The organism is Streptomyces sp. BE20 (genome assembly GCF_036322525.1).
Lineage (GTDB): Bacteria > Actinomycetota > Actinomycetes > Streptomycetales > Streptomycetaceae > Kitasatospora.
Window position 1 is genome coordinate 20,025 of the sequence record NZ_JAQYWW010000436.1, and the last position, 20,713, is coordinate 40,737.

General features: G+C 74.3%; 18 protein-coding genes and 1 pseudogene. 9 read left to right on the forward strand and 10 right to left on the reverse strand.

Annotated features, from left to right (window positions below):
- Positions 1-26: 26 nt before the first annotated feature.
- The 6 genes from PUR61_RS03840 to PUR61_RS03865 form a co-directional block, all read right to left on the reverse strand.
- Entirely contained in the window at positions 27-881 is an 855-nt protein-coding gene (locus tag PUR61_RS03840) for a hypothetical protein (RefSeq protein WP_329875605.1), read from the reverse strand.
- Positions 878-2,011, reverse strand: a complete 1,134-nt coding sequence (locus PUR61_RS03845; RefSeq protein WP_329875607.1) for a hypothetical protein — start codon at positions 2,009-2,011, stop codon at positions 878-880. Before PUR61_RS03845 ends, PUR61_RS03840 begins: the two co-directional genes overlap by 4 nt.
- Positions 2,008-3,237, reverse strand: coding sequence for a hypothetical protein (locus tag PUR61_RS03850; protein ID WP_329875609.1), 1,230 nt, complete (start codon positions 3,235-3,237; stop codon positions 2,008-2,010). The genes PUR61_RS03845 and PUR61_RS03850 overlap by 4 nt, the downstream gene beginning before the upstream one ends.
- Positions 3,234-3,902 (reverse strand): cupin domain-containing protein, encoded by a 669-nt coding sequence (locus PUR61_RS03855; RefSeq protein WP_329875611.1) that lies wholly within the window; start codon positions 3,900-3,902, stop codon positions 3,234-3,236. The genes PUR61_RS03850 and PUR61_RS03855 overlap by 4 nt, the downstream gene beginning before the upstream one ends.
- A gap of 126 nt (positions 3,903-4,028) precedes the next feature.
- Positions 4,029-5,126 (reverse strand): polyprenyl synthetase family protein, encoded by a 1,098-nt coding sequence (locus PUR61_RS03860; protein ID WP_329875613.1) that lies wholly within the window; start codon positions 5,124-5,126, stop codon positions 4,029-4,031.
- Entirely contained in the window at positions 5,123-5,560 is a 438-nt protein-coding gene (locus tag PUR61_RS03865; protein WP_329875615.1) for a hypothetical protein, read from the reverse strand. The genes PUR61_RS03860 and PUR61_RS03865 overlap by 4 nt, the downstream gene beginning before the upstream one ends.
- Positions 5,561-5,890: 330 nt before the next feature.
- Here PUR61_RS03865 and PUR61_RS03870 point away from each other — a divergent pair, with 330 nt between their 5' ends.
- Positions 5,891-6,304, forward strand: coding sequence for a cytochrome C oxidase subunit I (locus tag PUR61_RS03870; RefSeq protein WP_329875617.1), 414 nt, complete (start codon positions 5,891-5,893; stop codon positions 6,302-6,304).
- Between the two features lie 85 nt (positions 6,305-6,389).
- Here the strand turns inward: PUR61_RS03870 and qcrB are convergent, their stop codons facing one another.
- On the reverse strand, positions 6,390-8,042 hold the full coding sequence (gene qcrB, locus PUR61_RS03875; RefSeq protein ID WP_329875619.1) for a cytochrome bc1 complex cytochrome b subunit: 1,653 nt from the start codon (positions 8,040-8,042) through the stop codon (positions 6,390-6,392).
- A 362-nt stretch (positions 8,043-8,404) separates the two neighbouring features.
- Between qcrB and PUR61_RS03880 the strand changes: the two genes are divergently transcribed.
- The 3 genes from PUR61_RS03880 (at position 8,405) to PUR61_RS03890 (ending at position 9,760) form a co-directional block, all read left to right on the forward strand.
- Entirely contained in the window at positions 8,405-8,779 is a 375-nt protein-coding gene (locus tag PUR61_RS03880; RefSeq protein WP_329875621.1) for a hypothetical protein, read from the forward strand.
- A gap of 103 nt (positions 8,780-8,882) precedes the next feature.
- The gene (locus PUR61_RS03885; RefSeq protein WP_329875623.1) at positions 8,883-9,326 is read left to right on the forward strand and encodes an SRPBCC domain-containing protein; all 444 of its coding nucleotides are present in this window, start codon (positions 8,883-8,885) and stop codon (positions 9,324-9,326) included.
- The gene (locus PUR61_RS03890) at positions 9,323-9,760 is read left to right on the forward strand and encodes an ArsR/SmtB family transcription factor (RefSeq protein WP_329875625.1); all 438 of its coding nucleotides are present in this window, start codon (positions 9,323-9,325) and stop codon (positions 9,758-9,760) included. The genes PUR61_RS03885 and PUR61_RS03890 overlap by 4 nt, the downstream gene beginning before the upstream one ends.
- 79 nt (positions 9,761-9,839) lie before the next feature.
- Here PUR61_RS03890 and PUR61_RS03895 read toward each other — a convergent pair whose 3' ends face one another.
- Positions 9,840-13,736, reverse strand: a complete 3,897-nt coding sequence (locus PUR61_RS03895; RefSeq protein ID WP_329875627.1) for an amino acid adenylation domain-containing protein — start codon at positions 13,734-13,736, stop codon at positions 9,840-9,842.
- A 452-nt stretch (positions 13,737-14,188) separates the two neighbouring features.
- A complete protein-coding gene (locus tag PUR61_RS03900; protein ID WP_329875629.1) occupies positions 14,189-15,085 on the reverse strand; it encodes a LysR family transcriptional regulator in 897 nt (298 codons plus the stop codon).
- 71 nt (positions 15,086-15,156) lie between these two features.
- On the opposite strand from PUR61_RS03900, the gene PUR61_RS03905 reads away from it, so the two are divergent.
- Together PUR61_RS03905 and PUR61_RS03910 are read left to right on the forward strand one after the other, a co-directional pair.
- Positions 15,157-15,942 (forward strand): NAD(P)-dependent oxidoreductase, encoded by a 786-nt coding sequence (locus PUR61_RS03905; protein WP_329875631.1) that lies wholly within the window; start codon positions 15,157-15,159, stop codon positions 15,940-15,942.
- 134 nt (positions 15,943-16,076) lie between these two features.
- Positions 16,077-16,916 carry a hypothetical protein gene (locus PUR61_RS03910; protein WP_329875633.1) on the forward strand — a complete coding sequence of 280 codons (840 nt, stop codon included), beginning with the start codon at positions 16,077-16,079 and terminating at the stop codon, positions 16,914-16,916.
- 28 nt (positions 16,917-16,944) lie between these two features.
- On the opposite strand, the gene PUR61_RS03915 is transcribed toward PUR61_RS03910, so the two are convergent.
- Positions 16,945-17,859, reverse strand: a complete 915-nt coding sequence (locus PUR61_RS03915; protein WP_329875635.1) for an MBL fold metallo-hydrolase — start codon at positions 17,857-17,859, stop codon at positions 16,945-16,947.
- A 196-nt stretch (positions 17,860-18,055) separates the two neighbouring features.
- On the opposite strand from PUR61_RS03915, the pseudogene PUR61_RS45160 reads away from it, so the two are divergent.
- The 3 genes and pseudogenes from PUR61_RS45160 to PUR61_RS03925 form a co-directional block, all read left to right on the forward strand.
- Positions 18,056-18,646, forward strand: a pseudogene (locus PUR61_RS45160) (cupin domain-containing protein); the annotation flags it as partial.
- Positions 18,629-19,147, forward strand: a complete 519-nt coding sequence (locus PUR61_RS45165; protein WP_443035119.1) for a helix-turn-helix transcriptional regulator — start codon at positions 18,629-18,631, stop codon at positions 19,145-19,147. The pseudogene PUR61_RS45160 and the gene PUR61_RS45165, both read left to right, overlap by 18 nt.
- A 339-nt stretch (positions 19,148-19,486) precedes the next feature.
- Entirely contained in the window at positions 19,487-20,581 is a 1,095-nt protein-coding gene (locus PUR61_RS03925; protein ID WP_329875639.1) for a sugar ABC transporter substrate-binding protein, read from the forward strand.
- Positions 20,582-20,713: the final 132 nt, after the last annotated feature.

Sequence of the window (20,713 nt, forward strand, 5' to 3'; positions counted from 1 at the left end):
CACACGTCGGGGGGCGGGTCGGTCGGTCAGGGGGTGGGCCAGCTGAGGAAGCCGGCCTCGCGGGCGGTGCGGACCCGGCTCCGCAGCGGGGTGCGGCGCGGGCCGGTGGCGCCGCCCCGGACCTGGCGGATCGCGGTGTGCAGCAGCCTGGCCGGTCCGACGGCGGCCAGTTCCACGGTCCGGCCGCCGCCGAGCCAGGCCCGCTCCTCGGGGCGCAGCCCGGCGGGGAGCAGGCCCCGGTAGGCGTGCGGGCCGCGGCCGGTGGTGAGGTGGAGGGCGGTGGCGTGCCGGGGGACGAGGCCCATCGAGCGGACCCGGACACCCGCGGGCCCGTCCACCGCGCCGCCGCTGCCGTACTCCGCCCGGACCCGTTCGAAGCAGGCCAGCCCGGTCGGGCTGGCGTCGTGCAGCACGTGGACCACGGCGTCGCCCGCCCGCTCCAGGGCCGCCGTCAGCCGCGGGTCGAGCGGCAGCCCGTCGGCGGCGACGATCGGGCAGGCGGCCTCCAGGTGCAGGTCGTTGGCCACCAGCATGGCGGCGATCGCGGGGCTCTGGCAGACCAGCAGCCGGGGCAGCCCGTAGTCGTAGAGGTCGCCCTCGGCAGCGGTCCGGGTGCCGGGGGTCACGGCCGCTGCGGAATCCAACGGCGGTAGCAGGCCCGGCAGTTCGTCACGCCGGCTGGCCAGGGCGGCGGCGAACCGGCCGTACCGCACCGGTGGCGCCAGGGTGTACGGGATCCGGCGCGGGCCGGCGTGCAGCGGCTGGAGCACGCGGCACAGCTCGTAGTAGAGCTGGCGTTCGGTGTAGCGCAGGCCGCCGGGCGCCCCGGCCCGGTCGGCGGCGACGGTCAGTGCGCCGTCCAGCAGCGGACGCAGGGTCATGCGGTGCCCTTCCGGGTGGGCCCGGGCCCGTGGCCGGGCTGCTCCTCGGGCCAGGTCAGGAAGCCGACGGCCAGAGCTCGCCGGCGGGTCTCGATCGGGTTCTCGGGCCGGTCGGGCCGCCGGGGCGCCGGGATCCCGGCGGGGCCGCCGGCGGTGCCCCGCCCGCCGGCCCGTTCGGCGGCCCGGACGGCGACGGCCAGCAGCCGCTTCGGCGGCAGGGCGGCCAGCGGGCTCCACCAGCCCTCGGCGAACCAGGCGCGCTCGCCGCCGGTGAGCCCGGGCACCGTCCGCTCCAGGCGGGCCTGCAACTCCTCGGAGCGGTGCGGGTCGCGCAGCAGGACGAACTTGTCCTGGTCGACGAGCACCGTGCGGACCGGGAGGCCCGCGTCGAGGACCCGCCGGCCGCGCAGTGCGGCTCGGGCGTCGGCCACCAGCAGGCAGCCCTGCGGCGAGGCGTCGTGCAGCACCACCACGGGAAGGCCCGCGGGGACGGCGCGCAGGTCGGTCACGAGCAGCGCGCGGTGGCGGCGGGGGTAGTCGTTGGCCTGGAGGAAGGTGGTCACCGTCCGGTCCGGGCAGAGCAGGACGAACGCCGGTTCGGCGGGCGGCGGGCCGGGCCGGACGAGGTCGTCCTCCACCAGCCCGGACGGCAGCGTCCCGTAGACCTTCTTCCACCGGTCGACCACGGTGCGCCGGAAGTCGTCGGCGTCCCAGCGCAGCTCGACCGGTGCGGGCGGCGCGGGCGTGTCGGCGAGCCAGAACTGGCGGACGCCGGTGCCGATCAGGACCATCCCGCCGAGGGCCAGCAGCACGGTGAGCGAGCCGTTCAGCGCGAGGCCGACGACCATGGCCGCGATCCCGAGCACGCCCAGGCACGAGCCGCCGCCCCGGCTGCCGAGGAAGGACGGCTCGGGCCGGCCGCGCCGTTGCAGGGCGTACCGCAACTGGCCGACGGTGCAGGCCAGTCTGCCGTCCAGGGTGAGCTTGGCGGTCAGCTTGCGGATCCGCAGGTCGTTGAGCCCGGTGCCCTCGGACTTCGGGTCGAGGGCGAAGTCCTTGCGGCAGTACGAGCAGCGGTGCCCGCCGCGCTCGCGCTGGCGCAGGCTCTTCGCACAGTGCGGGCAGATCATCGGGGCACCTCCGGGGTCGCCGTGTCCGGATCCGTCGGGCGGTCGGGCCAGCTCAGGAACCCGAGGTCCGAGGCCGACGCGCGCGCGTCGGCGGGCTCGTCGGCCGGGCCGGGGCGCTTGTCGAAGGTCTTCGCCACGGCCCGCTCGGCGGCCTGCTCGGCCGCCGCCAGCACCCGCTTGGGCGGCTGGGCGGCGATCGGGCTCCACAGCCCCGCGGTGTACCAGGCGAGTTCCTCCCGGGTGAGTCCCGGGAGCCGCGCCAGCTGTTCCGCGAGGGGCTCGCGCAGCCGGCGTTCGTACAGCTGCACCGTCCGCTCGCCCCCGGCGAGGGCGGTGCGCGCCGAGAGCCCGGCGTCGACGACCCGGCGGCCGGGCAGCGCGGCGCGGGTGTCGGCGACCAGCAGGCAGCCCTGCGGGGAGGCGTCGTGCAGGACCACGACCGGCACCCCGGCGGGTATCTCCTCCGGACGGCCCACGAGCAGGGCGCGGTGGCGTCCGGGGAAGTCGTTGGCGTGCAGGAAGGCCGTCACCGTCGGGTCCGGGCAGAGCACCGCGAGAGCCGGGGTGCCGGCCGGGCGGACCGGCACGACGGCGGCGTCGTCGACGACGCCCGTGGGCAGGGCGCCGTAGGTGCTCGTCCAGGAGGCCAGGACCGAGTCCCGGAACCGCCGGGCCGTCCAGTTGACGGGGGTCAGGAGGGGATCGGTCCAGCGGCGCTGCTCGTCCTGCCACGTCCGGAGCTGCTCGGTCCACCGGTCGTGCGAGCGCTGCCACTCCCGCCGCAGGCGCGGGAGCTTGCGGCGTTCCTGCACGATGACCAGCAGGCCGAACAGGAACCAGAGGCCGAGCGCGGCCGGCGCGAGGGCGAGGAGCCGGTGCCCGGGCACCAGGACGGCCCAGAGGACGGCGGCGGCCAGCGGGACGACGGCGCCGGCCGTCGCGCAGCCCGGTCTGTCCGCGTCGGCGGTGGGTTCGGGCGGGGCCTCCGGCGGGCGGGCCCGCTCGGCCCGGGGGAGCTGCCGCGTCACGACGGACCAGCGGAGCTGGTCGGTGGTGCAGACGAGCCGGCCGCCGTCCGTGAGCCGGTCCGCGTGCTGCCGCAGCCGGAGGTCGGTCAGGCCCTGGTCGAGCTTCGGTTCCAGGGCGAAGCGGCGCCGGCAGCGGGTGCAGCGGCGGTCGGTGCGCTCGCGCCGCAGCAGCCGCTGCCGGCAGTGCGGACAGATCACCGCGGCACCTCCAGGGCGGCCGCCAGGCGGCGCAGCCGGGCGGCCAGCCGTTCGCGGGCGCTGACCCCGCCCACCTGCTGTCCTCGTTCCACGGCCCGCAGCGCCTCGGCGAGTTCGGTGTCCTGCCGGCGCTCCGCCTCGGCGGCGGTGATCGCGTAGTCCTCGTGATCGATGCCGTAACCGGTGTTGGCGGCGAGGATGTTGAGCGGTTCGGTGCCCCGGTTGGCGAAGGAGTGCGGCATCAGCTCGGGGATCCGGATCAGCAGCCCGGGTGTCAGCGGGACGTCCACCACCCGGCGCCGCTCGGCGTCGTACAGGCCGCAGGCCGCGTGGCCGAGGCTGAGAACCAGGTGCTCACCGCCGTGGGCGTGCGGGGTGAAGGCGCTGCGCGGGGCGACGATGCCGAGTTTGTAGGTGGCGTTCGACGGCCGCTCGGGCGAGGTCTTGGCGTCGCCGACCAGGTAGTGGGCGAACTGGCCCTCGTCGATGAAGCGGAGCAGTTCCTCACCGGCGGGCCCGTGCACGGTGTCCGGGCCCAACTCCCGTGCGCCCTCGCGGTCGGCGAGCAGGACGCGGCCGTCCGGGCGGAGCCGGTACAGGTCGACCCCGGCCGGTAGCCGCCCGGCGAGCCGTTCGAGCTCGCGCAGCCCGGATTCTATGGACATCGGCCACCCACCCCCACGTTGACCGCAGCGACGTCATTCCCGGTGACGTCGACCGACCCGTGACCGGTTCCCGTCCTCCGGGGCCGGCCTTGTGGATCTTACGCAGGGTGGGTGAACGCGCAAGGGTCAGCGTCCGCGGGCGACCACGAATCCGGGCAGGGCCAGCAGGAACTCCCGCGCCTCGACGGTCCGCTCGACCGCGTCGGCGTCCTCGCCGGCCGGTTCGGGCAGGTCCGCGACGATGCCCTCGATCTCCCGCTCGGCGGCCGCGACCAGCCCGGCGGCGGCCTCCTGGGCGCCGGCCAAGCAGTCGTACGCCGCCATCCGGTCGAGCAGCCAGTGGACGTCGTCGGCCGCGTCGGGGCCGCGCTGGGCCCGGGTGCTGCTCAGGTACCGTACGACCCGGGCCCGTTCGGCGGGCGTGGCGCGTTCCAGCAGGTGGATCAGCATGAGGGTGCGCTTGCCCTCCCAGAGGTCCCCGGCGATCTCCTTGCCGTACTCCTCGGCCGTTCCGACCAGGTTGAGCACGTCGTCCTGGATCTGGAAGGCGGCGCCGAGGTACCAGCCGAACCGGTCGAGCCGGGACGCGTCCGTGGAGGCCCCCTCGGCGACCAGCAGGCCGGAGCGGCACGGGTAGAGGAAGGTGTACCAGGACGTCTTCTTGAGGCACATCCGGTAGTAGTCGGTGGCGGTGAGGTCGCAGACGTTGTCCCGGATCCAGCCGATCTCCAGCGCCTGTCCCTCCAGCGACTGGCGGCACATCAGCTCGGTCTCCTCGAACAGCCGCCAGGCGAGCTCCCCGCCGAGCGCCCGCCGGTTGGCCATCACCCGGCGCAGTCCGAGCAGGTTGGTCGCGTTGCCGACGTTCAGCGCCACCTCGACGCCGTACCGGGCGGGGAGCGTGGGCGACCCGCGGCGCAGCTCGCTGCCGTCCTGGATGTCGTCGTGGATCAGGAAGGCGTTGTGGAACAGCTCGACGGTGACCGCCGGGTTGAGCGCCCGCTCCGCGGAGCCGCCGAACGCGGTGCAGGTGACCAGGCAGAGCGCTGCGCGCAGGCCCTTGCACGGACGGGCCGGGTAGTCGGCGGTGAGCTCGTAGAGGTACGGCGGGCTCTGTTCGGGGATGTGGCGGAGCAGCTCGGCGACGGTCCGCTCGCGGTACCGGGCGAGGACCCGTTCGACCAGCGGCGCCCCGACGGCCGTCGGACCGGCCGCCGTGCTCACCCGTTCGGCCGGGCGGAGGAGCCGTCGCCGGTGGCGTCCCCGGCCCCGCCGGTCGGCCCGCGCTGGGGACCGAAGGCGCTCTGCATGGTGCGGTTGGCGAAGCCGGGGGCGAGGCTGCTCAGGTTGAGCAGCAGTTCGAGGACGTCGTGCGCGTTGGTGGCGAGCCGCTCGGCCTGCTCGGACACCTCGCCGGTGGTGGCCGCGAGCACCCGGGTGCTGACCGCGTCGATCAGCTGGTGGGTGTTCTCCGAGACCCGGCGGACCAGTTGGTCGAACTCCTCCTGGTCGACGCGGTGCTCGCCGGTCAGCCGGGCGGTGGCCGCCTTGGCGTCCGCCAGTCCGGCGGAGAGCTCGCGTTCCAGGACGGCGGCGGCTTCCATGACGGCGCGCGAGCCCTGCTCGCCCAACTCGCTGAACCGACCGGCGTCGGGCATGGCTGACCTCCTGGTTCGCGCCCCGGACGGGCCGGGGCGGGCCGGGCCGACGCGGAGCAGGGCGCCGGTCTCGATGGCTGATGGTACACGGCCATGTGCGGAGCGTGTCCATGGTCCTCCGGTGGTGCCGCGCCCGTGCGCACCCGTGCCGACGTGCGCCGGAGCCTCCCCGGCGCGCGTTGTGCGCCGCGCGCCGGTGCCCTGCGGGCCGGGCGGCCGGCGGCCCGGCGCGTCTGGCGCCGACCGCCTCCGGTCACTGGTAGTAGTTGCGTGGTCGCGGATCGGTCCGCGCCCGGGGGGTGCTGGACGACGACGGCACGAGGAGCGGTCATGGGTGGCAGAGAGCGCCCGCCGAAGGCGCGGAACGCGCGTCCCGGCAGGCGGGCGACGGGCCCGCAGGCGGGCGGACAGGCGGTGGACGCCCGGGTGGAGATCGCCCGGCTGGAGGGCTACCTGGCCTGGGAGGCGGAGGTGGCGGCGGCCGAACGGGACGCCCGGGCCTTCGCCGACCGGTTCCCCTGGCTCTCGCCCGACGACCGGGAGGCGCTGGAGCGCGCCTACGCGGACGACCGCCTCCGGTACGCCGAGGAGGTCGTGGACCGGGCGGTCGAGCGGTGCCGGCAGCTCGCCGCCCGCTACCGCTCCGAGTGCCGCCGGATCTGCGCGCGGTGGGCGGCCGTCTGCCTCTCCGTGGCGCTGGCGGCGGCGCTGCTCGCCGCCCTTCCGGCGGCCCTGCACGGCTGACGGCCACCGGTTGCGCGACCGGGGCCCGCCGCACACCTTGAACCCAAGGAATGCGGCGGGCCCCGGTCGCGCGGGGGCGTCCGGGTCAGTGGTGCCCGTGGCCGCTGGTGATCTCCTCGTGCTCCTCGGCGGTCGGCTTGGTGATCTGGCCGCCCCCGCCGTAGAAGCCGCGGGAGAGCTTGGCGCGGGTGCGCGTCAGCAGCCCGGTCCTGCGGGCCACCCCGTTCTCGTCCACCTCGGCCGGCAGCTCGACGGGCTGCGGCTGGTCGTGCGAGGTGAGCGTGTACAGCCGTCCGGGCGGCAGCGGCGCGTGCACCTCGACGAACTCGCCGTGCTGGAGGCGCTTGATGACGCCGGTCTCGCGCCCGTGCAGCACCTTCTCCCGGTCGCGTCGCTGGAGGCCCAGGCACCACCGCTTGGTGATGACGAAGACCACGACCGGCGCCACGAAGAACGCGATCCGCACCGCGTTGGTGATCGAGTTGATCGACAGGTGGAAGTGGGTGGCCAGCAGGTCGTTGCCGCCGCCGGCCAGCAGGACCAGGTAGAGGCTGATCCAGGCGGCCCCGAAGGCGGTGCGCACCGGGGCGTTGCGCGGCCGGTCGGCGATGTGGTGCTCGCGCCGGTCGCCGGTGATCCAGGCCTCCAGGAAGGGGTAGGACCAGATCGCCACCAGGACCAGCGGGAAGATCATCAGCGGTACGAAGACACCCAGGTTCAGGGTGTGGCCCCAGAGCCCGATCTCCCAGCCCGGCATGATCCGGATCAGGCCCTCGGAGAAGCCCATGTACCAGTCGGGCTGGGCGTCCGTGGACACCTGGTCGGGCCGGTAGGGGCCGTACGCCCAGATCGGGTTGACGGTGGCGATCGCCGCCATGGCCGAGATGACGCCGAACACCAGGAAGAAGAAGCCGCCGGCCTTGGCCATGTAGACCGGCATCAGCGGCATCCCGACGACGTTCCTGTTGGTCCGGCCGGGCCCGGCGAACTGGGTGTGCTTGTGGTAGAAGACCAGGATCAGGTGGGCCACCAGCAGCCCCAGCATGATCCCCGGGATCAGCAGGATGTGCACGGTGAACAGCCGCGGGATGATGACCACGCCCGGGAACTCGCCGCCGAAGATGAAGAACTGGAGGTACGTGCCGACGATCGGCACGGCGAGGATCGCGCCCTCCATGAACCGGATGCCGGTGCCGGAGAGCAGGTCGTCGGGCAGCGAGTAGCCCATGAAGCCGTCGAACATGCCGAGGAACAGCAGCAGCGCGCCGAACATCCAGTTGATCTCGCGCGGCTTGCGGAACGCCCCGGTGAAGAAGACGCGCATCATGTGCACGAACATGGCGGCGACGAAGACGATGGCGGCCCAGTGGTGGATCTGCCGGATCAGCAGGCCGCCGCGGAGGTCGAAGCTGATCTCCATCGTCGAGGCGAAGGCCTCCGACATCGGGACGCCCCTGAGGGGCACGTACGAGCCCTCGTAGATGACCTCGCCCATCGACGGGATGAAGAACAGCGTCAGCCAGACACCGGTCAGGATGATGATGATGAAGGTGTAGAGGCAGATCTCGCCCAGCATGAAGGACCAGTGGTCCGGGAAGATCTTGCGCAGGTTGGACCTGGACAGGGCGTAGATGCCGAGCCGCCCGTCGGCCCAGTCGGCGAACGCCTCGACCTTGTTGGCCGGTGCCGCGCGGGTGCTGGTGGCCGGTGCCGGGCTCGGCTGCTGACCGGCTCTCACGACGGGCTCCCCGGTGTCCGCTGCGGAACGTCCTGGACGCCCGGCCGCTGAGCTGCCGGCCGGCGGAGTGATGTGATCATCGGACCTCTCGATGCGGGGGAGCCGGGTACACCGGCGCGCGGATCCGCCGACCCGCCGCCCCCGTTGCTCAAAGTGATGGAGCGCTTACTCTGACATGCTGTCGGCACCGCGCCGACTGTGCACGTCCATCGGCCCGTCCGGCCGCTCGTGTCGGCTCGCCCGAGGGTCCCCCGTCGCCTCCGGCGGCCGGGATGCTGCGCCCGGGTGCTGTGCCGGGGCGCCGGAGCGTTTGGTGCGCGCCGTGCCCGGGGAGGGCGTGGCGGCGGGCCTACGCTGCGCCAATGGTGGATCACCGGGAACTCTTCGAGGACGTGACGACCGACCTGGCCCGGGCCGGGTTCGACACCGGACGGGGGCCGTCGGGCCTGCGGATCGGTCACCGCCCCCAGGGGGTGGTAGTGGACTGGCGGCCGGTTGACCCGGCCGACGGGGCGGGCGGGTCCGACGAGGTGGAGCGGGCCGACCCGCCGCCGGTCGAGGGGATCAGGGCGGCGGTCACCGGTGCGGTCGCCGTGGTCCTGCGGGAGTCCGGCTACCAGGTGGCCGCGACCGGACGGGACGAGCTGCTGGTCACCGCCGGCCCCGCGCGGGCCGTCGAGGCCCCGGCCGGGTCGGCCCGCGACGAGGTCGCCGTTCCGGAGCAGTGGTGGGGCTGACCGGTGCGGCTTCGCGGCCCGGGCGCAACCCCATGGTTGCGCCCGGGCGGGGCCAGGTGCAACCATGGGGTTGCATTCACTGGTGACGACGGAGGAGCATCCCATGAGCGAGGACCGGATCGAGCGCGAGACCCTGATCGCGGCCCCCCTGGACCGGGTCTGGGCACTGGTGGCCCAGCCCGGGTTCTGGGTGGACGCGCAGAGCGTGGCCGGCACGGTGGCGCGCGAGGGCGAGTCGACCGTGGCGCGGAGCGCCGAGTACGGGGACTTCCCCGTGCGGGTGGAGAAGGTTGAGCCGCCGACCTACCTGGCCTACCGCTGGGCCAGCGCGTTCCCCGGCGAGGAACTGCGCGAGGACAACACCACGCTGGTGGAGTTCACCCTGACCGAGGAGGGCGACAAGACCCGCCTTCGGGTCGTCGAGAGCGGGTTCGCGGCCCTGGCCGTCTCCGAGGAGCGGCGGAGCCAGGCCGTCCGGGACAACAGCGGCGGCTGGCCCCAGGTGTTCGACGCGCTCCGCACGCGGGCCGAGCAGCGGTCGGCGTGACGGAGCGGCGGAGCGGCGGCGCCGAGGTCGTCGACGGCGTGCTCGGCGCGCTGGCGGACCCGACCCGGCGCCGGCTGCTCGACCTGCTCGCCGCCCAGGGCGAGGCGACCGCGACCACGCTCGCCGGGCGACTGCCCGTCACCCGGCAGGCCGTGGTCAAGCACCTCGCCGTCCTGGACACCGCCGGGCTGGTCACCGGCCGTCGGACCGGCCGCGAGGTCCGCTACGCCGTCCGGCCCGAGGCGCTGGACGCGACCGCGCGGTGGATGGCCTCGCTCGCGGCGGACTGGGACCGGCGGCTGGCGCGGATCAAGCTGTTGGCGGAGTCCGCCGAGGCCACGGTGGCCGCCGAGTCCGCCGGGACGGACGCGGGGGGGCCGGGAGGCGCGGGGCCGGTGTCGGAGCCGCAGCCGCCGGACCGGACCCGCGGCTGAACCACCCCGCCCGGCCCGGCCCGCCCGGCCCGTCCCCCGGCCCGGCCCGCCCGGCCGGGACGGGGCGGGAAACGGCGGGTCAGCGGTTCAGGCCCCCGGACCGGGACCGGACCGCGGCCACCAGCTCGCCGACGCCGTGCTCCTTCAGCACGCCGTAGTGGTCGCCGGCCAGCTCGATCACCGTCGGCGCCGTCGCCGAGTAGCCGGAGCTCTCCTCGATGAACGAGTAGTCGTCGCCGGTGGCCTTGAACACGGTCACCGGCGCCGACAGCCGCCGCTCGGCCAGCTCGCGGAAGCTGTAGTCGAACTCGTAGGTCTCCCCGACGATCCGGGCGATCCGGCGGACGACCTCCAAGTCCAGCTCCGGCATCAGCCCGTGGACGAAGGCGGCGAAGCCGTCCTCGTCCCGGACCTCGGCCAGGCACCGGTCCAGCCCCGGCCCGCTGATCGAGCCCGCGAAAACCGAGTACAGGATGGTCAGGTACGCCGGGTTGCGGTAGGAGTACTCGCGTCCGTACCGCTGGCCGTCGGCCTTCCGCAGCTCCGGGTTGCCCGGGCAGATCAGCAGCAGGTCGTCCACCCGCCGGCCCGCCTGCTCCAGCTGCCACGCGGCCTCGAAGGCGACCCGGGCGCCGAAGGAGTACCCCCACAGGGTGTACGGACCCTCCGGGCGGATCCGGAGGATCTCCGCCACGTCGGCGGCGGCCATCTGCCGGATCGTCGGGTACGGCGTCTCCCCGGGGTTGATGCCGTACGTCTGCACGCCGTAGAACGGCCGGCCCGCCCGGCCGGCGAGCGGCCGCAGGTTCATCGGGTAGCCGCCCAGCCCCGGCCAGCAGAACACCGGGTCACCGGCGCCCCCGCGGTGCAGCGGCACCAGCCGGGAGGCCGGCCCGCCGGCGGCGCCGGCGGCGCCGGAGCGGTCGATCCGCTCCGCGAGGTCGGCCAGTCCCGGGCTCTCGAACAGCACCTGGAGCGGCAGCCGGGTGCCGAACTCCCGGTTGACCCGGTTGACCAGCGCCACGGCGATCAGCGAGTTCCCGCCCGCGGCGAAGAACTCGTCGGCCAGTGAGACGGCCTCGTACTTCAGCGCGGCGCCCCAGACCTCGGCGAGCCGGCGCTCGGTCGGCGTCGACGGCGCCACGAACGGCGCGCCCGTTCCGGCGTCCCGGACCTGCTCGCCGGCGGCGAGGGCCCTGACGTCGACCTTCCCGTTGGCGGTGAGCGGCAGCTCGTCCAGGACCAGCACCCGGTTGGGGACCATGTAGTCCGGCAGCGCGGCGGCCAGCTCGTCCCGGATCATCTCCGCCGGGCCCTTCATGTGCACGGCGTCCTCCCGCATGCCCTCGCTGCTGATCTGCTCGCCACTGACCCGCCCGCCGAGGAAGAAGTACGACGGCCCGGGCGCGATCCCGCACGACGCGAGGACGGCGTCCAGCCGCCGGGCGGCCGGCAGCGGGTGCCCGGTCCTGGAGCTGTAGCCCGAGGACATGAACCCGAAGCCGAGTCCGTTGCGCTGCAGGTGGTGCAGCCGGGTGCCCAGGCCGATGTACTCCAGCCACGGCTCCGCCGCCCGGCTCACCGCCGAGATGCCGAAGTCCGCCCGACGGTAGACCTGCTGGTTGATCGCGATGACGTGCCGGGCCTCCACCAGCTCGTCCGAGATCAGCGTCAGCCCGCCGTCCTCGTACCGGTGGGTGCCGGCCGGAAGGCCCTCGACCCGGCCCGGCCGGGCCTGGACGTAGAGCTCGGTGTCGTCCCGGTACGGCCGACCGTCCTCCGGGACGACCGTGAAGCTGCCCAGGTAGAGGTCCTCGTCGGCGACGTCCAGCCGCCGCCGGACGGCCGGCTCGTGACCGAGCGGCCGCACCGCCAGCCCGTACGCGGGCAGCACCTCCTCCAGGACACCGAGCATGTGCCCGGTCTCGAACTCCAGCACCTCCTGGATGTTGTTCCGGTACACCGGCTCGATCGCGCTGCGCCGGCCGAGGAAGTGCAGGGCCAGGGGCGCGGCGCCGTCGGCCGCGTCGCCGACCCGGACCAGGGTGTGCTCGACCGGGTGGTAGTAGTGGACGCCCGCGGCCAGGCCCTCGGAGCCGTTCGTCTCCAGGTACAGCTGGGTGGCGTACAGCGCGCCGGGGGAGGCGTACGCGTACTTCGGCAGCAGCCGCTCCTCGCTGTGGAACTGTCCGAACCACCGCAGGATCCCGCCCAGCTCGGCCAGGGTCACGCCGCCGTCCCGGCGGGCGGTCCGGTGGTGGTCCGGCCGGTCCGCCGGGTGCGGGGCGGCGAGCAGGGCCAGCAGGTCGTCGCGGGTCACCGGGCCGCCCTCGAAGAACCGGTAGGTCTTGCGGGCGAACGCCTCCCGGCGCTGCCGTCCGCTCTCCTGCCGCCCCGGAAGCCCGACCACCGGACGGCCGGCCAGCTGACCCGGGCTCCGCAGACCCGGGTTCGACAGCTGCGCCTTCACCTGGAGCTTGCTCGCCTTGGACCGGTGGTGCCCGCCGTGGCTGCCCTGGTCCATCAGGGCCGCCTCCTTGGGGTTCAGCTCCACGCAGGCCACCAGGTTCCGGTGTCCCGTCCGCGCGTCGTCGGTCACCACGGCGGCGGCCCGGCGCACCCAGGTGTGGTCCTCGATCGCGAGTGCGATCTCGTCCAGCTCGACGCGGTACCCGCGCAGCTTGACCTGGCTGTCCGTCCGGCCGGCGCACTGCAGGGTGCCGTCCGGGTTCCACTGGGCGAGGTCGCCGGTGCGGTACAGCCGCTCGCCCGGGAGGTACGGCGAGGCGACGAACCGTTCCGCCGTCAGGTCGGGCCGGTTCAGGTAGCCGCGGGCCAGCTGGACGCCGCCGACGTACAGCTCGCCGGTGGCGCCGACCTCCACCGGGGCCAGCTCCGCGTCCAGCACGAAGCAGCGGGTGCGGTCGACCGGCAGGCCGATCGGCACCGAACCCGAGCCCTCGCCGAGGGCCTCCGGGTCGACCCGGTGGGCGGTCGCGTTGATGGTGCACTCGGTCGGCCCGTACAGGTTGACCAGCGAGGCCCGGGGCAGCTCGGCGGTGAGGGCCCGGGCGAGCCGGACGGAGAGCGCCTCGCCGCCCGAGTAGACCGCGCGCAGCGTGGTGCAGCCGGGCAACCGCTCGGTGTCCAGCAGCGCCTGGAGCAGGGTGGGGACGCACTGGAGGGCGGTCACGCCGTGCTCCAGCACCGCGTCGATCAGCCCGTCCGGATCCCGGTAGACGCCCGGCGCCCCCATCACGACGTGGGCGCCGGCGGCGGGCGCGAGGATCTCCCACTGCGCGGCGTCGAAGCTCATCGGCGTCTTCTGCAGCACGGTGGTGTCCGGGCCGAGGTGGCCGGCGTCGGTCAGCCAGCGCAGCTGCGACACGATGCTGTGGTGCTCGATCATCACGCCCTTGGGCCGGCCGGTGCTGCCGGAGGTGTGGATGACGTACGCCAGCGCGTCCGGGGTCGGGCCGGGGGCCGGGTCGCCGGGTCCCTGGCTCTGGCGCGGGATGGGGTGCGTGCCGGCGGCCCCGCGGAGATCGGCGGGTGTGACGATCCGGACGCCCGGCGGGGCCAGCCCGGCCAGCCGGTGCCGCAGGTGGTCCTGAGCGACGATCACCCTGGTGCCACTGGACTCGATCATGTAGCGGATCCGCTCCTCCGGGTACTCCGGGGAGAGCGGCAGGTAGGCGGCGCCCGCGCAGAGGATGCCCCAGGCGCCGGTCATCAGCTCCAAGGACGGTTCGGTGTACAGGCCGACGCAGTCGTCGGCGCCCGCACCCAGCTGGTGCAGGTGGGCCCCGAGGGCGTCGGCGGCCTCGCCGAGCTCGCGGTAGCTGAGCCGGCCGCCGTCGCCGGTCACGGCCGTGGCGTCGGGCCGGGCGGCCACCTGCGCGCGGAGCAGGTCTGGCAGGCAGACGGAGCGGCGGGCGTCGAGGAGGGCGGCGGACAGGGCGGACTGTGCGGTCATGAGGAGGTTCCCGTGGGTGGGTGCGGATCGGTGCGCCCGGCGCGGGCCGGGCGTGGCTTCCAAGGTCCGCCGCCCGCCGTCCCGGACGCCTGGGGCAGCGGTCGCCTCCTGGCCCGATCCGGTGCCCGGCCCGTGTCGGGCACCGGCCCGGGCAGGGCCCGGTTCCGCCCGCCCCCGTCCCGGGCCTCCGGCCCCGCGCCGGGACCGGTGCCCCGTCCCTGCTCCTGCCCCTGCCCCGGCCCTGCTCGCCCGCTCGCCGTCCGGTGTCCGGTGTCCGCCAGCTCCGGACCGGCCGCGCCCTGCCGGTCGAGGAGGTTGTCGAAGTCCTGGTCGGCACCGCGGAGCGGGCGCTCTGCCGCTGAACGGCGGCGCGGGGACCGGCCCCCTGCCGACCTTGCGCCGCCGACCGGAGCGCAGGACCCCGGCCGGGGCTCCGGTCCGGGTCCGGCCGGTCAGCCCCGGGCGGTGGGCTTCGCCGCTGCGGCGAGGTGGCCGAGGAAGGCGGTGACCGCCGGCGGGACCGACCGGTCCCGGAGGGTGGCGGTGCGGACCAGGCGGACGGGCGTGTCGTCCGGGTGGAGCGGGACGAGGGCGACGTCCGGCCGGGCGGCGCGGGCGGCCAGGGCGGGGATCAGGGTGACACCCAACCCGACGGCCACCAGGCCGAGTTTGGCCGGCCACCCGGCCACCTCGTACTCGATCCGCGGCCGGAAGCCGCTGCGCACGCAGGCGGCCAGCAGGGTCGACTCGGCCCGCCGACTGGCGGCGATCCAGTGCTCCCCGGCGAGCTCGGCCAGCTGCACCGACGCGCGGCCTGCCAGCGGGTGGTCCGGTGGAAGAGCCACCAGGACCGGATCGTCGACCAGCGGGCGGAGGTCGAACAGCTCGGTGTCGTAGGGGTGTTCGGGGTAGGCGGAGACCAGCGCGAGGTCGATCGCGCCGTCCCGGAGCCGGTCGAGCAGGGCCGACGAGAGCCCCTCGGTGAGCGAGACCCCGACCAGCGGGTGCGCGGCCCGGAAGGCTGCCAGCGCGTCCGGGACCAGCGCCGCGTTGGCGCTGTCGAACGCGCCGACCCGCAGCCTGCCGAGGTTCAGCTCGGTGAGCGCCGCCAGGTCGCGGCGAGTGCCGTCCAGCCGCTCCAGCAGCGCCTCGGCGTGCGGCAGCAGGGTGCGTCCGTGCTCCGTGAGTCGCACGCCCCGGGCCAGTCGGTCGAAGAGCGGCGCACCGAACTCGGCCTCCAGGGTCAGGATCTGACGGGATATCGCGGACTGGGTGAACCCCAGCCGCTCGCCGGCGGCGGTGAACGAACCCAGTCGGGCGGCGGTGCGGAAGACTTCGAGCCAGGCCATGTCCATTCCGCATGGCTACCATGCGAGACATTCGCTTGTCGCCTGGCTCGATGGTTCCTAGCGTGGAGGCCATGGAGAAGATCGCATTTCTCGGCCTCGGCCGGATGGGTCGACCGATGGCCCGCCGACTCGCCGCCGCCGGTTACCCGTTGACGGTGTGGAACCGCACGCCCGGGAGGGCCGAGGGGCTCCCGGAGGCCGCCGATCCTGCGGAGGCGGTGCGCGGGGCGGGCGTCGTCGTCACGATGCTGTCCGACCCGGAGGCGCTGGCGGCGGTGGCCGAGCGGTTCGTGGGGGAACTGGTGCCCGACACGATCTGGACCGAGATGTCCTCCGTCGGTCCGGCGGCGGTGGCCGCCCTGCGCGGACGGCTGCCGGACGGCGTGGGGCTGGTGGACGCGCCGGTGCTCGGCAGCGTCGGCCCGGCCGCGTCGGGCGGGCTGACCGTGCTGGCGGGCGGGGAGCCCGCCGACCTCGACCGGGTCCGGCCGGTACTGGAGACGCTCGGTTCGGTGGTGCACTGCGGCGGTCCCGGATCGGGCGCGGCGCTGAAGCTGGTGGTGATCGGCGCGGTGATCGGGGGAGTCGCGGTGGTGGCGGAGGCACTCGCCCTGGCCGACTCGCTCGGCCTCCCGGAGGAACTGGCCCTGGGCGCGCTGGCGAGCGGACCGCTCGGTGGTGCGGTCGGCCGGGCCCGCTCCGACGACGCCGACTTCCCGGTCCGGCTGGCCGCCAAGGACCTCGCGCTGGCCGGTGGCGGGCCCGTCCTGACCGCCGTGCGCGAGCGGCTGCTCGACCACCCCGAACTCGCCGAACAGGACCTCGCCCGCTGGGTGGACGCGGTCCGGGCCGGCTGACAAGCCCGGCCACCCGGCCCGCCGGACGGGTGGCCGGGCCGGGGAGGCAGGCCGGTGGTTCCTCCCGCACCCCGGTCGGGACACGCCGTGCCGCGCAGGGCGGGTGACGGCCCGCTCCGGTCTAGGCTCGTGCCATGGTTCGCCGCGACGAGCGCGCCGAGGGCGCTGGACCGTTCACGACCCGGGTCACCTGGCGCAGGGCCGAGGGCGGTCTGGCGGTCTGGGAATCCCGGCCGGCCCGCAAACGCGGTGTGTTCAGGACGCTGGCGGAGTCGGGAGCCGAGGGTGCGCCGCACCGTGCGGACGGCCGGGCACTGCACCGCCTGCGCACACTCAACACCGTCGCCGCCGTCGCGTTCGTGATCGGTGGCGCGCTGTTCGCGCTCGGCGCCCTCCTCGCGGCGGTCACCGACGTCGGCCCGACGGCGATCGCCTCGGTCTTCTTCGCGGGAGGACTGTTCTTCAACACCGGCGGCTACGCCTCGCTGCTCCAGGCGGTCAACGCCCCGCGCCGCTCCGGTGGAACGGACGCACCGGTCACCCGGACCTGGCGCTGGTGGAGCTACGAACCTCAGCGGATCGACTGGCTCAGCACGTTCGTCCTGTTCGCCGGGACCCTGGTGTTCGGCGTGAACCTGCTGGACTCCTTCCTCCAGGACCTCTCGGCCCGGCAGGCGGACCGGCTGGTCTGGGCCCCGGACATGGTGGGGTGCGTGCTGTTCCTGATCTCGGGACACCTCGCGCTGGTCGAGGTCTGCCACGGTCACTGGTGCGTGCACGCGCGCGGCATCGGGTGGTGGATCGTGCTGGTCAACCAGATCGGGTCCGTGTTCTTCCTGCTCTCGGCGGTGGCGGCGTTCACCCGTCCGGAGACCGGGAGCCCGGTCAACACCGACCTCGCGAACTGGGGGACGTTCGCGGGCGCGCTGTGCTTCTCGGCCGGCGGAGTGGTGCAGTACTTCGAGCGGCCGTAGCCGCCGAGCCCGGTTGGCCCCGGGCCGGTCAGGCGGCCCAGCGGGAGACCGCGAATCCGCTTCCCGCACGCCGTACTTCGACGGCGCCCGCGCCCGCGAAGTGGGCGGGGACCACGAGTTCCCCCGTGTCGGCGGCGCGTTGCAGCACCCGCTGCCGGCTGGCGGCGGCCCGGGCCGGGTCCTCGCAGAAGCAGCTGTTGCAGGTCGGGTGGAGCAACTGCACCGGGCTGTGCAGCAGATCGCCGACGAACACCGCCCGCTCCCCGCGTGAGGCGAGCCGCAGCACCGACGAGCCGGGGGTGTGACCCGGCGCGGGCTCCAGGGTGAGTGCCTCGTCGAGCCGGTGACCGCCCTCCCAGAGCACGGCCTGCCCGGAGCGGACGACCGGCGCGATGCTGTCGGCGAACATCAGCCGCCGTTCCTCCCGCCAGACCCGGGCGTCGGCGTCCGCCGGGGCCGGTCCCGACTCCGGCCCGTCCGGATCGATCGCGGCGTGGTCCGCGGCCGGCAGGTAGTAGGTGGCGTTGGGGAAGGCGGGGACCCACTCGCCGTCCCGGGCGACGGTGTTCCAGCCGACGTGGTCGGCGTGCAGGTGGGTGTTGACCACCACGTCGACGTCCTCCGGACGGACCCCGGCCGCTTCCAGGCGGTCGAGGAAGTCGCTCCGCCGGTCGTGGAAGTGCGGGCTGTGCGGGCGCTGCCGACCGTCCCCGACGCTGGTGTCGACCAGGACGGTCCGACCGCCGTGGCGGACCACCCAGGTCTGGAGTGCCCCCCGGTAGTCGTCCCCGGCCCGGTCCCAGTGGTCCGGGGCCAGCCAGTCCGCGTTCCGCTCCCACTCCCCGGCCGGCAGGCCGGGCACGATCCTCCGGGCCGGGACGAACGGCCCCTCCCACTCGACCACCCTGATGATCTCGGCGTCGCCGAGCATGATTCGCTCCATGGTTCCTCCCCGTGTCGTTGTGCACCCGTGTGGCCGCGCACCTGTACAGCTGCGCGGCCGGGTCGTGGGGCGCCACGTCCGTGCGCCGTCGGGGTCGAGCCTAAGAGGCACCGGGTGAGCGTCTCAATGCTTCAGAGGATCAATCGGATACGTGATCGGCTCACCGGTGCGTGGCCGGCCACCGTAGGATGGCCCGATGGACGTGGTGAGCGACGCGATCGCGGCCGTGCGCATCGGCCGGCCCTCCTCGGTCCGGCTGCGGGTCGGCGGGCCGTGGTCCACCCGGATCCCCGCGTACGACGGGGCCGGGTTCCACGTGGTGCTGGAGGGCGCTTGCTGGCTGCTGCCCGACGGTGGCGCGCCGGTGGCCCTGGGCGCCGGTGACGCGGTGCTGCTGCCGCACGGGACCGGCCACGTCCTCGCGAGCGCGCCGCTGGAGCCGGCCGAGGCGGCACGGGCGGTGCCGATCGACCGGCTGCTCGGCCCCGGACGGCCGGTGCCGCCGCTCGGCCCCGCCGCCTCGTACGAGTCCGCCCCCGGCTCCGGGACGGGGGCGGCGGTCGAGCTGCTCTGCGGCAAGTACCGCCTGGAGCACAGTCGGACGCACCCGCTGATGCTGGAACTCCCGGACGTGGTCCACCTGGCGAACCGGGTCGGCGGCCACCCGCAACTGCGCTCGGCCGTGGACCTGTTGGGGGGAGAGCTGGCCGCCGACGAGGCCGGTGCGGCGCTGGCCGTGCCGAGCCTGATCGACCTGCTGCTGGTCTACATGGTGCGCGCCTGGCTGGCCGGGCCGCCCGGCGCCGGTGCGGGCGGTGCGGGCGGTGCAGGTGGTGCAGGTGGTGCGGCCGACGGGGGCGGAGCCGGGGCGCCGGACGGTCCGGCCGCCACCGGAGGGCCGGGGCCGGGGCCGGCGGGGGCGCGGGGCGGTGGCTGGTCCGCCGCGCTGGGTGACCCGGTCGTCGCCGCCGCGTTGCGGGCCCTGCACGAGGACCCTGCGCGGGGCTGGAGCACCGAGGACCTCGCCGCCCACGCCGGGGTCTCCCGGGCCACCCTCACCCGGCGGTTCACCGGGCTGGTCGGCCGCCCGCCGATGGCCTACCTCACCTGGTGGCGGATGACGCGCGCGGCGGCGCTGCTCCAGCAGACCGCCGAGCCGCTGGACGTCATCGCCCGCCGGGTCGGATACGCGACCCCGTACGCGCTCTCGCACGCCTTCAACCGGCTCTTCGGGACGACGCCCGGCCGCTACCGGGCTCGAACGTCGCCCCTTCTCTCTGACGGTTGATCAAACTCTTGAACGCTTGAGTAGACCTGCCCTGTTCCTGTCAAGGGGGCCTCGAATGGTCGCTCGGGCTCGGTCTGTGCGCGCTTCGCTCGGCTTTCCCTCAGGTCCGTACCAGGTGGGGCCCGTTTTCTGGAGGGATTCGTCCGTTCTGTCATGTCCTGTCATAGCTCGACTCGGAGGAATCTCCAGGTTTCAATCCCGAGTGGGCGTTCATGAAGATAACGAAAGAGTTGGGATTGAGGAGAGCTTGAATTTACTTATTGACGCCAGCTGACAGGGCCGGGTTAACTCCTCCCACCTCGCCGCAGCGCTGCGGCACCTGTCACGGAGGCACCCCCCATGAACGCAACGATGCGTCGCGTCCTCGTCGGCACCGCCGCGGTCTCACTGGCCCTGTCCATGGCCGCCTGCGGCAAGGCCGGTGGCGACAAGAAGGACAGCGCGAGCTCCGGGGACACCAAGTCCATCGGCCTGCTCCTGCCGGAGAACGCATCCTCCACCCGTTACGAGTCCTTCGACCGCCCGTTCATCGAGGCCAAGGTCACCGCCCTCTGCCCGGACTGCAAGGTCCGCTACAGCAACGCCGAGGGCAGCGCCGCGAAGCAGAAGCAGCAGTTCGACACCCTGATCGCGGAGGGCGTGAAGGTGATCGTCCTCGACGCCTTCGACGCCAAGTCCACCCAGTCGTGGGTCAAGGAGGCGGCCGGAAAGGGCGTCAAGGTCGTGGCCTACGACCGGCTGGCCACCGGCCCGGTCGCGGCCTACGTCTCCTTCGACAACGAGAAGGTCGGCGAGCTCCAGGGCCAGGCCCTGCTGGACGCCCTCGGCGGCAGGGCCGCCGACGCCAACATCGTGATGATCAACGGTGACGAGGCCGACCCGAACGCCGCCCTCTTCAAGTCCGGTGCCCACAAGGTGCTCGACGGCAAGATCAAGAAGGTGGTCTACGAGCAGTCCGGCGAGTGGAAGCCCACCGTCGCGGGCCAGAAGACCGGCGCCGCCATCACCCAGCTCGGCAAGGACGGCTTCCAGGCCGTCTACTCCGCCAACGACGGTATGGCCGGCGCCATCATCACCCAGCTCAAGGCGGCCGGCATCACCGTCCCGGTCGGCGGTCAGGACGCCGGCCTCGACGCCGTCCAGCGGATCGTCGCCGGTGACCAGGCCTACACCATCTACAAGGCCTACAAGCCGCTCGCCGACAACGCCGCCGAACTGGCCGTCAGCCTGCTGCAGGGCAAGGACGTCAAGGCCGTCGCCTCCGCCACGGTGGACAGCGAGACCGACAAGGGCATCCCGGCCAAGCTGCTGCAGCCCAAGATCGTCACCAAGGCGAACATCAAGGACACCGTGATCGCCGACGGCCTCTACAAGCCCGCCGACATCTGCACCGCGGACTACGCCGCCGGCTGCACCGCCGTCGGCATCAACTAGCAGTTCCCGCAGGGCCGTCCGACCGGCTCCGGCGAACCGCCACGGCGCTCCCCGGCCGACCGGGGAGCGCCGGCCCGAGGCCCGGCCGCTCGCCCGCCGACCGGCACTCCCGATCGCGCGAGCACCCCGGCG

What these genes read in the sequence shown, in the direction of transcription:
- PUR61_RS03915 (WP_329875635.1), bottom strand. Translation starts at nt 17,859, where the DNA reads ATGGAGCGAATCATGCTCGGCGACGCCGAGATCATCAGGGTGGTCGAG.
- PUR61_RS03845 (WP_329875607.1), bottom strand. Translation starts at nt 2,011, where the DNA reads ATGATCTGCCCGCACTGTGCGAAGAGCCTGCGCCAGCGCGAGCGCGGC.
- PUR61_RS03910 (WP_329875633.1), top strand. Translation starts at nt 16,077, where the DNA reads ATGGTTCGCCGCGACGAGCGCGCCGAGGGCGCTGGACCGTTCACGACC.
- PUR61_RS03865 (WP_329875615.1), bottom strand. Translation starts at nt 5,560, where the DNA reads ATGCCCGACGCCGGTCGGTTCAGCGAGTTGGGCGAGCAGGGCTCGCGC.
- PUR61_RS03900 (WP_329875629.1), bottom strand. Translation starts at nt 15,085, where the DNA reads ATGGCCTGGCTCGAAGTCTTCCGCACCGCCGCCCGACTGGGTTCGTTC.
- PUR61_RS03880 (WP_329875621.1), top strand. Translation starts at nt 8,405, where the DNA reads ATGGTGGATCACCGGGAACTCTTCGAGGACGTGACGACCGACCTGGCC.
- PUR61_RS03855 (WP_329875611.1), bottom strand. Translation starts at nt 3,902, where the DNA reads ATGTCCATAGAATCCGGGCTGCGCGAGCTCGAACGGCTCGCCGGGCGG.
- PUR61_RS03895 (WP_329875627.1), bottom strand. Translation starts at nt 13,736, where the DNA reads ATGACCGCACAGTCCGCCCTGTCCGCCGCCCTCCTCGACGCCCGCCGC.
- PUR61_RS03885 (WP_329875623.1), top strand. Translation starts at nt 8,883, where the DNA reads ATGAGCGAGGACCGGATCGAGCGCGAGACCCTGATCGCGGCCCCCCTG.
- PUR61_RS03925 (WP_329875639.1), top strand. Translation starts at nt 19,487, where the DNA reads ATGAACGCAACGATGCGTCGCGTCCTCGTCGGCACCGCCGCGGTCTCA.
- PUR61_RS03905 (WP_329875631.1), top strand. Translation starts at nt 15,157, where the DNA reads ATGGAGAAGATCGCATTTCTCGGCCTCGGCCGGATGGGTCGACCGATG.
- PUR61_RS03870 (WP_329875617.1), top strand. Translation starts at nt 5,891, where the DNA reads ATGGGTGGCAGAGAGCGCCCGCCGAAGGCGCGGAACGCGCGTCCCGGC.
- PUR61_RS45165 (WP_443035119.1), top strand. Translation starts at nt 18,629, where the DNA reads ATGGTGCGCGCCTGGCTGGCCGGGCCGCCCGGCGCCGGTGCGGGCGGT.
- PUR61_RS03840 (WP_329875605.1), bottom strand. Translation starts at nt 881, where the DNA reads ATGACCCTGCGTCCGCTGCTGGACGGCGCACTGACCGTCGCCGCCGAC.